The organism is Clostridium sp. JN-9, from assembly GCF_004103695.1.
In the GTDB taxonomy this organism is placed as follows: domain Bacteria; phylum Bacillota; class Clostridia; order Clostridiales; family Clostridiaceae; genus JN-9.
The window spans coordinates 714043-728191 of record NZ_CP035280.1; the positions used below are offsets into that span (position 1 = coordinate 714043).

The 14149-nt window shown below is 31.6% G+C and carries 14 protein-coding genes; 12 read left to right on the forward strand and 2 right to left on the reverse strand.

The window, feature by feature from the left end; genetic code table 11:
- The first annotated feature begins 109 nt into the window (after positions 1 to 109).
- The 11 genes from EQM05_RS03455 (at position 110) to EQM05_RS03505 (ending at position 11323) form a co-directional block, all read left to right on the forward strand.
- Positions 110 to 877 carry a hypothetical protein gene (locus EQM05_RS03455; protein WP_128748741.1) on the forward strand — a complete coding sequence of 256 codons (768 nt, stop codon included), beginning with the start codon at positions 110 to 112 and terminating at the stop codon, positions 875 to 877.
- A gap of 112 nt (positions 878 to 989) precedes the next feature.
- Positions 990 to 2282, forward strand: coding sequence for a trigger factor (gene tig / locus EQM05_RS03460; RefSeq protein ID WP_128748742.1), 1293 nt, complete (start codon positions 990 to 992; stop codon positions 2280 to 2282).
- Between the two features lie 75 nt (positions 2283 to 2357).
- Complete coding sequence (clpP, locus tag EQM05_RS03465) at positions 2358 to 2942, forward strand: ATP-dependent Clp endopeptidase proteolytic subunit ClpP (RefSeq protein ID WP_128748743.1); 585 nt, start codon at positions 2358 to 2360, stop codon at positions 2940 to 2942.
- Between the two features lie 19 nt (positions 2943 to 2961).
- Positions 2962 to 4254 carry an ATP-dependent Clp protease ATP-binding subunit ClpX gene (clpX, locus tag EQM05_RS03470; protein ID WP_128748744.1) on the forward strand — a complete coding sequence of 431 codons (1293 nt, stop codon included), beginning with the start codon at positions 2962 to 2964 and terminating at the stop codon, positions 4252 to 4254.
- A gap of 131 nt (positions 4255 to 4385) precedes the next feature.
- Entirely contained in the window at positions 4386 to 6071 is a 1686-nt protein-coding gene (lonB, locus tag EQM05_RS03475) for an ATP-dependent protease LonB (protein WP_128748745.1), read from the forward strand.
- Positions 6072 to 6252: 181 nt separating this feature from the next.
- Entirely contained in the window at positions 6253 to 8574 is a 2322-nt protein-coding gene (gene lon / locus EQM05_RS03480; RefSeq protein ID WP_128748746.1) for an endopeptidase La, read from the forward strand.
- Positions 8575 to 8593: 19 nt separating this feature from the next.
- Entirely contained in the window at positions 8594 to 9175 is a 582-nt protein-coding gene (gene yihA / locus EQM05_RS03485; protein WP_128748747.1) for a ribosome biogenesis GTP-binding protein YihA/YsxC, read from the forward strand.
- Positions 9176 to 9196: 21 nt separating this feature from the next.
- On the forward strand, positions 9197 to 9949 hold the full coding sequence (locus tag EQM05_RS03490) for a CPBP family intramembrane glutamic endopeptidase (RefSeq protein ID WP_128748748.1): 753 nt from the start codon (positions 9197 to 9199) through the stop codon (positions 9947 to 9949).
- Positions 9950 to 10115: 166 nt separating this feature from the next.
- A complete protein-coding gene (locus EQM05_RS03495; protein ID WP_128748749.1) occupies positions 10116 to 10505 on the forward strand; it encodes a hypothetical protein in 390 nt (129 codons plus the stop codon).
- A 39-nt stretch (positions 10506 to 10544) separates the two neighbouring features.
- Positions 10545 to 10751: a hypothetical protein gene (locus EQM05_RS03500; protein WP_128748750.1), complete on the forward strand. Its 207-nt coding sequence runs from the start codon at positions 10545 to 10547 to the stop codon at positions 10749 to 10751.
- 170 nt (positions 10752 to 10921) lie between these two features.
- Complete coding sequence (locus tag EQM05_RS03505; protein ID WP_128748751.1) at positions 10922 to 11323, forward strand: hypothetical protein; 402 nt, start codon at positions 10922 to 10924, stop codon at positions 11321 to 11323.
- Between the two features lie 27 nt (positions 11324 to 11350).
- Here the strand turns inward: EQM05_RS03505 and EQM05_RS03510 are convergent, their stop codons facing one another.
- Positions 11351 to 11722, reverse strand: coding sequence for a polymer-forming cytoskeletal protein (locus EQM05_RS03510; protein WP_128748752.1), 372 nt, complete (start codon positions 11720 to 11722; stop codon positions 11351 to 11353).
- A gap of 216 nt (positions 11723 to 11938) precedes the next feature.
- Between EQM05_RS03510 and EQM05_RS03515 the strand changes: the two genes are divergently transcribed.
- Positions 11939 to 12901, forward strand: coding sequence for a YafY family protein (locus EQM05_RS03515; protein WP_128748753.1), 963 nt, complete (start codon positions 11939 to 11941; stop codon positions 12899 to 12901).
- A 240-nt stretch (positions 12902 to 13141) separates the two neighbouring features.
- On the opposite strand, the gene EQM05_RS03520 is transcribed toward EQM05_RS03515, so the two are convergent.
- A complete protein-coding gene (locus EQM05_RS03520; RefSeq protein ID WP_128748754.1) occupies positions 13142 to 14080 on the reverse strand; it encodes a VCBS repeat-containing protein in 939 nt (312 codons plus the stop codon).
- Between the last annotated feature and the right edge of the window lie 69 nt (positions 14081 to 14149).

The following is a 14149-nucleotide window of genomic DNA, read 5'->3' on the forward strand; positions in this document are numbered from 1 at the left end:
ATTTAAAAAAACATTATTAATTTTATCTGAATTGAGTTATAATTAGTGATGAGTTTCTCTGTTAATATAAATACAATTATTCATTAGGAATTTTTAGGAGGGAATGTCATTGGGCAAACCAAGTATTTTTAGTAAAGATTATGAGAGAAGAATGAGAAAAAGACGTTTCAGCATAGTCATAGTTATTATAGTTATAGTTGTAATTTCTTCTTTAGGCAGTTTATACATGAAGGGAAAGTTATTTAAATCCAGTAACAAAAATAATGTGAATAAGGCTGCAGTAAATAAAAATACCAATGCTTCAAGCAAGACCCAGACCACTGAAAAAAAACCAGCAGCAAAGGATGTTAAAGAAGAAGGATATGATTTAACGCTAAGCGGCGGTAAGCAGATAAAGGCAATATATGAAAATAATAATAATGACAAAAAATTTAAATATATAGACCCTGCTGATGCCAATGCGGAGTTTACTATAAGCCCCTCAGGAAAATCCATGGTCGTACTTGATAAATCAGCACAAACTATGACTTACATTGATATAAATGGGAATAAAACAGATATATCATATAATCAATATGCATCTTCTTCAGGTACTTTCACAAGAGAACAGGTGCTCCAAGGCAAGCCTGATTTTATTTGGTGCTCATCCCCTGAATTTGTTGATGAGGAAAATATTGCGTTTATTTCACAGCTTCCATGGCTGCAAAAATCTACAAAGTATATATGGATGGTAAATACAAAAAATAAGCAGAGTGTACAGGTACAGGGAATCAGCGGTGAAAATGTGAAGCTGGATAAGATAACAGATAAAGGCCTTACTGTAATAGCTGATGATAAAACTGTATATTTAAAAGGCGATAAATCCATAATACAATAAATGTGTTTTGGAGAATTTTAATTATAATTTATCAATATGTGTTAATAATTATAAATATATGATATAATAGTATGGTTAATATAAGCACTTATGGTGATTAGGAGGAAAAGTAATGAATTCTAAAGTAGAAAAAATAGAAACTAATGTTGTAAAACTAGAAATAACAGTTGAAGCAGAGAAGTTCAATGAAGCTATGAAAAAAGCATATGCAAAGAACGCAAAGAAGTTTAATGTTCCTGGTTTTAGAAAGGGAAAAGCACCAATGAGCATAATTAAAAAATATTATGGTGAAGGCGTTTTTTATGAAGATGCTATAAACTTCTGCTGTGATGATACATATCCACAAGCACTAAAAGATAATGATGTAAATCCAGTTGATTATCCAAAAATTGATATAGTTTCTATTGGAGAAGGAAAAGAATTTGTATATTCAGCTACTGTAACAATTAAACCAGAAGTTGAAGTTGGTGAGTACAAAGGACTTGAAGTAAAAGAAGTAAAATATGAAGTAAAAGATGAAGAAGTAGAAAATCAAATTAAAACTATGCAGGAGAAAAATGCCAGAGTAGAATCAAAAGAACAGGGAACTGTAGAAAAGGGTAATATTGCTGTAATAGATTTTAAGGGATTTATTGATGGCAATGCATTTGAAGGTGGAGAAGGAAAGGACTATGATTTAGAAATAGGTTCTGGTTCATTTATTGATACTTTCGAAGATCAGCTAGTAGGAGCTGCCAAAGGCGAGGAAAGAGATGTTAACGTAACTTTCCCAGCAGAGTACGGAAGAGAAGAATTAAATGGTAAGCCTGCATTATTCAAAGTTACAGTAAAGGATATAAAAATAAAAGAACTTCCAGCTATTGATGATGAATTTGCAAAGGAAGTATCAGAATTTGACACAATGGACGAATTAAGAGCTGATATAAGAACTAAAATGGAAGAGTCTAATACACAAAAATCTAAAAATGAATATGAAGAAGCTGTAATTGATGCAGTATGCGCAAATGCAAAAGTTGAAATTCCAAAGGTTATGATAGACAAAGAAATAGATGGTATGATAAAAGATTTAGAAATGAGATTAAAATATCAGGGTCTTGATTTACCTACATATTATAAATATACTAACAGCAGTGAAGATAAAGTAAGAGAATATATGAGAGAAACTGCTGAAAAGAGAGTTAAGACAGAATTAGTATTAGAAAAAATATCTGAATTAGAAAAAGTTGATGTAACTGAAGAAGAGATTTTAGCAAAAGCAACAGAAATGGCTAAACAATATGGAGACAAAGATATTGAAAAAACTGCTAAATTAATTGTTAGTGCACAGGGAAGTTATTTAAAAACTGATGCAATTAATGAAAAACTTATTAAAATGCTAGTAGAGAGCAGTAAAGCAATAGCATAGCGTATAATTAATTGCCAGATGGTTTTCTGGCAATTAATTTTAATAAATTTTTGTTTAAAAGAGGAGGAGAGGTTTATGAGTTTAGTTCCAGTTGTAGTTGAACAGACTAATAGAGGTGAAAGGTCATACGATATATATTCTAGACTGTTAAAGGATAGAATAGTTATGTTAGGCGAAGAAGTAAATGACACTACAGCAAGTTTAGCAGTAGCTCAGCTGTTATTTTTAGAGGCAGATGATCCAGATAAAGATATTTATTTATATATAAATAGTCCAGGTGGCTCTGTAACTGCAGGAATGGCAATATATGATACAATGCAGTACATTAAACCAGATGTTTCTACTATTTGTATTGGAATGGCAGCATCAATGGGAGCATTCTTACTTACAGCAGGTGCAAAAGGAAAGAGATTTGCTCTGCCAAATAGTGAAATAATGATACATCAGCCATTAGGAGGATTCCAGGGTCAGGCAACAGACATAGGAATACATGCTGAAAGAATATTGTATATAAAGAATAAATTAAATAAAATATTAAGTGAAAGAACTGGGCAGCCATTAGAAAAGATTCAACAGGATACTGAAAGGGATCATTTCCTATCTGCTGAAGAGGCAAAGGAATATGGTTTAATAGATCAAGTAATTGAAAAAAAGAAATAACCTTTAGAGAGGTGCAGATATGGCCAAAATTGAAGAAAAAAAGCAATTGAAATGTTCGTTTTGTGGTAAGACTCAAGATCAGGTTAGAAGACTTATAGCAGGGCCGGGTGTTTATATTTGTGATGAGTGTATAGAACTTTGTTCTGAAATTATTACAGATGAATTTGAAGAAGATGTTCAAATGGATATGGGCACACTGCCTAAACCTGCTGAAATTAAAAGCTATCTGGATCAATATGTAATTGGTCAGGATGATGCAAAGAAGTCATTAGCTGTGGCAGTATATAATCATTATAAGAGAATTAATTCCAACATAAATGATGATGAAGTTGAGCTTCAGAAAAGTAATATATTACTACTTGGGCCAACTGGTTCAGGTAAGACATTACTTGCTCAGACCATGGCAAAGTTTTTAAATGTACCTTTTGCAATTGCAGATGCAACCACTTTAACAGAAGCAGGATACGTAGGTGAAGATGTAGAGAATATCTTACTAAAGCTTATTCAAAGTGCTGACTATGATATAGAAAGAGCTGAAAAGGGTATAGTATATATTGATGAAATTGATAAAATTGCCAGAAAATCTGAAAATCCTTCAATAACCAGAGATGTATCCGGTGAGGGAGTTCAGCAGGCACTGCTGAAAATATTAGAGGGTACAGTAGCTTCAGTTCCGCCTCAGGGAGGAAGAAAACACCCTCATCAGGAATTTATTCAAATCAATACAACTAATATTCTGTTTATATGCGGAGGAGCTTTTGATGGAATTGACAAAATCATTGAGAGGAGAACAAGAACAAGTTCTCTTGGATTTGGTGCAGAAATTCAATCTAAGCAGGAAAAGGATATTGGCAAGATTTTAAAGAATATTATGCCTGGAGATCTGCTTAAATTCGGTCTCATTCCAGAGTTTGTCGGCAGGCTTCCAATAGTTGTCACACTGGATGCACTTGATGAGCAGGCTTTAATAAACATTTTAAAGGAACCTAAAAATGCACTGGTAAAACAATACAAAAAGCTATTTGAAATGGATAATGTGGAATTGGAATTTACAGAAGGCTCCTTAAAGGCCATTGCACAGGAAGCAATAAAGAGAAATACCGGGGCAAGAGGCTTAAGATCCATTATTGAAGATACTATGACGGATGTAATGTACGAAATGCCATCCAATGAAGCAATTTCTAAAATAATAATAAACGAAAATACTTTAAAAGATAAAAAGCCTGAGATAGTTTTACTACCAGAAGGTGAAAAGAGAACACCATTAAAAATAAAAAAATCCAGGTCAAGAAAAGGTTCTGAAACAGCCTGATTTTAAGCTCACGAGAAATCGTGAGCTTTTTTATCCTCATGAAAATTTATGTATATTTGAATATAGACAGTGAGAATGTGCATAATAAAAAAGAGTATATATTAATATTGTGAGGAGGATAATAAAAGGCTATGACAGAAATTTTAGTGATTATACAGATGTTTTTTACAATGGTAATGGGATTATATTTTTTTAACGCTTTAAAAGGACAGCAAAGTGCTAAAGTAGTGATAGATAAAGATAATAGAAAGGAAAGTGAACAATTAAAAAAGCTGAGAAGTATTCATTTAACAGAGCCATTAACTGAAAAAAGCAGACCTGGCTGCTTTGAAGAAATAATTGGTCAGGAAAAAGGCATAAAAGCTTTGCAGGCAGCATTATGCGGACCTAATCCTCAGCATGTTATAATTTACGGCCCACCGGGAGTTGGAAAAACAGCTGCAGCAAGACTTGTATTGGAGTATGCAAAAAAGAAGGAATATTCACCATTTAAGGAATACGCTAAATTTACAGAAATAGATGCAACCACTGTAAGATTTGATGACAGAGGAATTGCAGATCCACTAATAGGTTCCGTTCATGATCCAATCTATCAGGGAGCAGGACATTTAGGTGTGGCAGGTATACCTCAGCCAAAGCCAGGGGCTGTTACAAAAGCCCATGGAGGCATTTTATTCATTGATGAGATTGGTGAACTCCATCCCATAGAGATGAATAAATTATTAAAGGTATTAGAAGATAGAAGAGTATTTTTTGACAGTGCTTATTACAGTGTTAGTGACAGCAATATGCCGGCTTATATTAAGGATATATTCGATAATGGTCTTCCCGCAGATTTTAGATTGGTTGGTGCAACTACCAGAAATCCAAGTGAAATATCACCAGCACTAAGATCAAGATGCGTGGAAATATTTTTTAGATCACTTTTACCTGATGAAATAGAAAAAATAGCTGAAAATGCAGTGATGAAAACAGGTTTTGCACTAGATGAAAAAGCATGTAAGCTTGTAGGAAAGTACTGCAGTAATGGAAGGGAGTGCGTTAATTTAATACAACTGGCATCTGGCATAGCTCTTAATGATGATAGAAATACTATTAAAGTAAGCGATGTGGAATGGGTAATAGAAAATGGACAATATACACCAAGACCTGAAAAAAAGATAAAAGGTAAGCCAGAGGTTGGGTTTGTAAATGCACTTGCAGTATATGGCGCAAACCTGGGAACTGTTATGGAAGTTGAAGCCAGTGCAAAAAAAGTTAATTTAAGAAGGGGAAGAATAAGGATTACAGGTATAGTTGAAGAAGAGGAAATGGATAATTCCACTGGTAAAAGCATAAGAAAGAGCACCGCTAAGTGTTCTGTTGAAAATGTAATCACAGTAATCGAAAGAGTATTTAATATTGACTGCGATAACTATGATATACATATTAATTTCCCAGGAGGGGCACCTGTTGATGGCCCATCAGCAGGAATAAGCATTGCCTCAGCTGTTTACAGTGCTATACTTAATATAGCAGTAGACAATGAAGTAGCAATGACAGGGGAGCTGTCAATTCATGGAGAAGTGAAACCTATAGGCGGAGTTAATGCAAAAATACAGGCTGCTATAAAGGCAGGTGCTAAAACTATAATAATACCTGAAGATAATTGGCAGGATAGCTTTAAACAATTTAAAGGTGTAAAAATAATTCCTGTAAAAGATATAAAAGAAGTAATTGAGCTGGCTCTGGTAAAGGATTATAAAGACAGCATCCCACTTACAATTGAATCAAATATTGATGCATTAAGTGCAAAATCTTTAAAGGCAAATGCATAATTTTTAGGTTAAATTCACAATAAGAAAATTATCTTTTTGTGAATTTAATTTGCTAAAGATATTTTTAATTGCGTATAATTGAAAAAGATAGATTTTATATGTATAATATACTAGTCTAATCATAGTATGCAAAGTAATACAAATAATAACTTTTATAGTTCATAGATATGGAGGGGAAAGTATGGATGAAGAGAAAAAAGTTCTCCCTTTAATACCACTTAGAGGTATATCGGTTTTTCCATATATGGTTTTACATTTTGATGTGGGTAGAGAAAAATCAATTTTAGCTTTAGAAGAAGCTATGTTAAATAATCAGGAAATCTTTTTGGCTTCCCAAAAGAAAGCTGTTGTTGAAGAACCAGAAGAAAAGGATATATATAACATAGGTACGATTTGTAATATAAAACAAATACTGAAGCTTCCAGGAGATACTGTAAGGGTACTGGTGGAAGGAATAAGCAGGGCTAAAATACAGCAGTATGTATCAAAAGAAGACTTTTTTAAGGTAGAAGTAAGGGACTTAAAGGATGAACAATGTGCTGATGTTAAAAGATGTAAGGCATTAGTAAGAATGATAAAAAGAAAGTTTAATGATTATGCAAGTCTTTCTTCAAATGTAACACCTGATGCATTGCTGAACATAGAAAATATAGATGACTTTGGAAGATTTGCAGATGTAGTGAGCTCATATCTTACCTTAAAGGAAGAAGAAAAGCAGCAGTTATTAGAAGCTTATAAAATTGATGAAAGATTAGAAAAATTATTTGAACTTCTTAAAAATGAGCTTGATATTCTTAGAATTGAGAGAAAGATAGGAAGCAAAGTCAAAAATAACATAGAAAAAGTTCAAAAGGAATATTTTTTAAGAGAGCAATTGAAGGCTATTCAGGAGGAACTTGGAGAAGAAGATGAAGACAAGAAAGAAATAAACAGTTATAAAGCTAAGATAAATAAGGCAAAGTTACCAAAGCCAGCTAAGGATAAGGCTTTATATGAACTAGACAGGTTAAGAACAAGCGGGGTATATTCTGCTGAAGGCGGGGTAATCAGAACCTATTTGGACTGGATACTTGCCCTGCCGTGGAATGTAACAACTAAGGACAGTTTAGATATTAAAAAGGCCAGAGCTATTTTGGAGAGGGATCATTATGGACTAAAAGATGTTAAGGATAGGATAATTGAATATCTTGCGGTAAAAAAGATGAGCTCAACATTAAAAGGCCCTATTTTATGCTTAGTAGGTCCTCCTGGTGTAGGAAAAACTTCTATTGCCAAATCCATTGCAAATGCATTAAATAGAAATTTCGTAAGGATGTCATTAGGCGGAGTGAGAGATGAAGCAGAAATAAGAGGACACAGAAAAACATATGTTGGATCTATTCCTGGAAGAATCATTTATGGAATGAAGCAGGCAAAGTCAAAGAACCCTCTCTTCCTTTTAGATGAGATTGATAAAATGAGTAATGACTTCAGGGGAGATCCTGCAGATGCCCTTTTAGAGGTATTGGATTCTGAGCAAAACAGTACATTTAGAGATCATTACATGGAATTAGATTTTGATCTTTCACAGGTATTATTTATTACTACAGCAAATACACTGGATACAATTCCAAGACCTCTACTTGACAGAATGGAGATAATTGAAGTTTCAGGATATACCAGCGAGGAAAAATTTCATATAGCTAAGGACCATCTTGTTCCTAAAAAGCTGAAAGAACTTAATATTGAGGAAGGTAAAATTGTTTTTTCCGATGCATCAATTAAATATATAATTGACGGATATACCAGGGAATCTGGTGTAAGAAGTTTAGAGAGAAAGATAGCAGCTGTAATTAGGAAATGTATTGCCGAAATGGTGGAAAAGGAAAGAAAAAAAGTAAATATTACTGTAAACCATGTAAAAAGATATTTGGGGCCTGAAATATTCAGCTACGAAAAGGTTGACAAAGAAGATAAAGTTGGTGTGGTTACAGGAATGGCTTGGACAGGTTATGGCGGTGATACTTTAGCAATTGAAGCCAGCATTATGCCTGGGTCTGGTAAACTTGAATTAACAGGGCAGCTTGGTGATGTAATGAAGGAATCCGCAAAAGCCGCATATAGTTATGTACGTGCAAATGCAGGTAAATATAATATTGATGCTGATTTTTATAAAAGTAAAGATATCCATATCCATGTACCTGAGGGAGCAGTTCCAAAAGATGGCCCATCTGCAGGTGTCACTATGATCACAGCATTGGTATCTGCACTTAGCGGCAGAGCTGTTAAACATAATGTAGCCATGACTGGTGAAATAACTTTAACAGGAAGAGTACTTCCAATAGGAGGCTTAAAGGAAAAAACGTTAGCTTCATACAGGGCTGGAATTGATACTATTATTATACCCAAAGATAACGAAAAGGATATTAAGGAACTTCCTAGTATCATAAAAAGCAAGATTAAATTTATATTAGCTGATAATATAGATACAGTATTGTCCAATGCCTTAGTGGAAAATAAATAACTTAAAGAGAGAGAAAAAAATGATAATAAAACAATCTGAATTTATTATTTCTGCTGTGAAACCATCACAGTATCCCAATGATAACAGAGTGGAGATAGCCTTTGTTGGAAGATCCAATGTAGGGAAATCCTCTTTGATCAACTCATTGACAAATAGAAGAAAACTGGTAAAAGTCAGTAGTACTCCAGGAAAAACAAGATTAATCAACTTTTTTTTAATAAACAATACCTTTTATTTTGTGGATCTTCCTGGATATGGGTATGCAAAAGTATCCAAAGAAGAGAAGGCAAAATGGGGAGGAATAGTGGAAGCCTACTTAGTAAACAGGCAGCAGTTAAAGAAGATAATTTTACTTGTTGATTCCAGGCATAAACCAACAGAAGATGATCTAAATATGTATAATTGGATAAAACATTATAATTATGAATGTGTTATAGTTGCAACTAAAAGTGATAAATTAACAAACAATGAATTAAGCAAAAGTAAAAAGGTAATAAGAGAGACCTTTAATCTTAAGGAAAATGAAAGAATAATATATATATCATCTCTTAAAAAAACTGGTATGGAAGATGTGCTCAGTGAGCTAGACAGCTGCTTTTAGCAAAGCGAGGAGAGTAGATGAATGGAAGTAGTGAATATTATCAAGAATGTATTTATATATATGTTTATATATATATTACCTCTTCTTATCTTTCTTAATATACGTAAGATAAGAGGGAAGAAAAATCTCATAGTATATATTTTAACTCCATTTTATATTGCATTGTCATTGTTTACTCAGAATTTACTTCCATTTATACTTGTGGTATTAACAATACTATATATGAAGAAGAGTTACAGCGATGATTTATTTTATGGAAACTATAATTCAATTAATTATGGATATGAGTACACTAGATACTCCTTTAACATTAAGAATTTTAAAATTACAGAAGGTTTAAAGCTAACCTTATTTTCATATTTAATCACTATACTTATATCTGCAGCAGAAGCTGCTGTATATAGTTTTTTTAATTTAGTGCCTAAGAATCAGGAAGTAATTGATATTATGGCAAATATGCCTCTTAAAAAGTTTTTGTTAATGATTCCTATAACGGTTATATTTGCACCTGTGTTAGAAGAGTTTATATTCAGGTGGTTTCTTTTTGAAAATACATTTAAAAAGAGACTGGGCACTGTTATGGCTGTTATACTTAGCAGCTCTATTTTTGCCATTGCACATTTTAATTTAAAATCCATACCAATACTTATATGGATAGGTGTATATAACTGCTATTTAATAGAAAAGAAGGGATATTGGTACTCTGTTTTTAACCATTGCTTTTTTAATTCAGTAACTACATTTATTTTACTAGCTGACAAACTAAAATTTTAATATATAGAAATAAAGATGGATTGTACATTTTGGACAATCCATCTCTATTTTTTTGAACCTTTTTATGTGTCAAAATATAAAAAGCAGAATAGTATATATTATAAAACAAAAGAAGATAAAGTGATAGAACTTAAGAATAGAAAACTACCTGAGAGGGGGAAGAAAATTGGATTTCGATAGCTTGTTTCAAAGCTTGAATGGGGTAGGATTGGATGGCAAAAGTAAAGAAAAGAACAACAACTTTCTTATTTGGATAATTATTATTGCACTTTTATTCATCTGCGGATGCGGAGGCCAGGGATCTAATAACTGCTGCAGTGATAATTGCTGCACCAGCCGCCGTAGGCACCATCACAAACGCTGCAGAAGCCGTGAAAACTGCTGCTGCACAGGATTTGAAAGTGGAAGCTTTGGTGGTAACGGCAGCTTGTGGATAATAATAATCTTCGTTGTATTATTATTTTTATGCAAAGGTACTTTTGGAGGAGATTCTTGCAGAACAGATTCTTATAGAGCAGATAGCGTAGTTAATTTAGATACTGATGCTGAGGAATAAGAAACAATAAAACCAATGCCTTGGAAAGGGGGGTTTAGCATGTCAAAACATGGTTGTAATAATGGATCAAGTGGTTCCGGTTTATTACTATTAATATTAATAGTATTACAGTTTAAAAACCACTCACATGAAGATGAGCATAGTTGTGAAAGAGGCGGCGTAATAGACAATAGTATCCTATTTATTATAGTATTCTGGTTTATTATATGCTGCGGCTGTAATATAAGTTTATGCTGCGGAAACTAGATAGATTTCAAAGTAAATCAGCTATTTAAGCTTCTCAAAAAACTGTAGAAGCATCAGTATTTTTGCTCGCTTAAATAGCGATTTACTAAATGAAATTATATAGTTAACTAATGAGGGGGGCATACTGCCCTCCTTAACATATAGAAATGCTGAGAGGGGTATATATAAATATGTCTAAGCATAGAAAACATAGAAAAAAAGACTATACTAATATAAACAATAATAGCAGCAATACCAGCAATTTAAATAATAATTTAAATATGGACAGCATAATGCAGTTATTAAATGAAATGGACTCAGAAAAGCTGTCATCCATGCTGTCAAGCCTAAACGAAAGTATAAATCAAAGGAAAGAAGATAAATCTAATGTAATAGAGAATTCAGATATAAACAAGAATTTAAGTGAAGATTCCACTGAAAGTGATAACAGCACAAAATATAGGAATAGTGATGATAAAACACTGCAGTTATTAAATGCCATCAAACCACTATTCCCTCCAGACAGGGCTTTTATAATAGATAAAATAATTCAATTATATTCAATGGGTGAATCATTAAACACCCAGCAGTAAAAAAGAAAGGCATATGGTCTTTCTTTTTTATTCTATTAAGTCATTAGCATTTTTGGAGGTAACCATAGTACATTTCCCTTCAAAGGACCCACCTTCATGTATAACAATATTTTTCATTGTAACATCACCCTTAACATTACCGGAACCTTCAATAGTCAGCGTATTTTCACATATAATATTTCCATCAACTTTTCCATTTACAACAGCATTTCTACAGCTTATATTTCCTTTGCAGTAGGATGAAAAGCCTAAAATAATATCATCATTCCAATTTATATTTCCATTTATTTCTCCATCGATTTTTAAAATTCCGTCACCTGTCAGGTCGCCGGTAATATTACAGTGCTCGCCTAACAATGAATCGATTTTATTTGTGCTTTTCTCTTTCTCGTTAAACATAAATTCTCCTTTACTTGATTATTGTTAATATAATATATGAAGTGTTATAAAAAAATATCCTCTTTAAAGGAAATTTATAAAGGTATATAGAATAATATATAATACTGAATTTGAATTAAAATTATAATTTAGATAAAATTTAATTTAAAAAGTGTAAAAGTTTACTATACTATAACGATAATTAAAAGAAGTTAAATTTTGGAGGTAATTATAGAAATGTCAAAATTGTCACATTTAATTGAAATGGTAATAACTTTGCAGCATAAGAAACTTACTACAGCTTCTGAATTATCAGATATACTGGAAGTAGATAAAAAAACTATATACAGATATATTAAGACCCTTGCTTCAGCAAATGTACCTATACATACTAAAAAAGGCAGATATGGCGGATTTTATATAGATGAAGGATTTTATATGAAACTTCCAAGTTTAACTAAGGAAGAAATGCAGGCATTATTAATGTCTAGTAAGATATTGACAAAAAGTAATGGATTTATATATGAAAATCAGCTGATGAGTGCAGTAGAAAAAATTAAAAGAACATGTATTGACAATAATATGGATTTTGATGATTTAGAAAATAGTGCAGATTTCAAAATAGATAATATTGGTTCAATGGAAAAACTAAATGATAAAATTTCTAAAATTAATTATTCAATTTCAAAAGGAAGAGCAATAATAATTTCATATTATTCTATTAATAAAAATAAATTAACTGTCAGGAAAGTTGGACCCTATACAATTATATTTAAAGAAGGAGACTGGTATGTAATAGGGTACTGTAATGTTAAAGATGAAGTAAGGACATTTAAAATATCAAGAATAAAATCTATAGATAATACCAGTGATATTTACATGAAACCAATTAATTTTTCACTTAAAGAATATCTTAAAAATAACTGGGAAGTATTTACTGCAGGAGAACAGCAAGTTGTTATTAGATTTGACAAAGCTGCTGCGGATTTTATAAAACAATCAAAATGGAGTGCAAATCAACAGATAAGTGATAATCTGGATGGCTCAATAATTTTTAGAATATTTGTAAATGAACTTGATGAAATAAAAAATTGGGTAATGGGTTTTGGAAGTCATGCAGAGGTTATAGCTCCAGACACACTTAGAAATGAAATAAAATATGAAATACAGGAGCTGAATAAAAAATATTCAAATTTATAAAAAAAATTTTTTTAAGTATGTATAAAAAAAGTATAAATGGCAATTATAATAATGTAATTAAGAGATAATTATTATATTAATGTTATCTCTTGAAGCAGAAAATTAATTTAATTATTTTCTGCAAGAACCCCCCATCCCCCTTGGGACCGTAATAAATACGGTCCCTTTTATTACAGGCAGTACATAAATTCAACAAATGTATTGTACAATAATTAATCTTAAGTGGGCTTTTATAAAAGTCTATTTCAAAGATATTGAATATATTTTATAATAGCAGGCAGCATCTTTATTTCCATCAGGTTTTAATAATATAGTTAATGTATAGTTTTTTACATTTTCATTATTAACCTTCGAAACACCTTTGAAATTTAATACCCATTTAATCTGAGATACTTCACCATCTTTGTTCCATTGAGTATCCATAAATATTCCATCTTGAAAATTATATAGATTATTTTCACCTGAGAGTTTTCCTATAACTGATAGATCTTTCCCGCTAAGTCCTGGATAATATATATTTAATGGCTTTACACTTTCTCCATGAGGCAGACTTTCAATGTATTTTATAAAATAATATACGGTGTCTTTTCCCATGAAATTGTCATTATAGGAATAATTAAATTTTTGAAGATTTTTATTTAAAAATATAAAATTATTAAAGTTAAATTTATCTGAAGTACTGTTAGTAAATATCAATTTTGGAGTTCTGTTATTTTTATAATCTACGAAACCGATAATATCGTTTTTCCCAAAATAAACATTATTAAAGCCATTGTTTGTCCAATTAAAGACCTGTACAATAGCCTGATTTTTATATGATGACTGTATAAAGATTTCAGGCGTTTTATCCCTGGAAGCATCCATTATTGTAACCTTCAATGGCCAGTGACTATTGTATTCTCCTAATGTATTTATTTGAGAAGATGGCACTAAGTTATAATTTTTATTTCCAATTGAAGCTGTAATATTATAATTCATTTTATCTACGGTTATTATTAAATTATCCTCTGTTCCATCACCATTCAGGTCTGCTTTAATAACCTTATTTTCATTTACTGTATTAAGTGCAGCAGATGTATTTTTTGTAGCAGTAAATATAATAAAAAGAATTATGAGAAGTAAAAATAATAAAAAACAGTAAATATATTTTTTCTTTAGAAATAATACTTTAAATTTCATATAAACACCTCCACTATTTTATATGTATGTATTATATATTTAATTAATGTGTGCAAAATAAATATATAA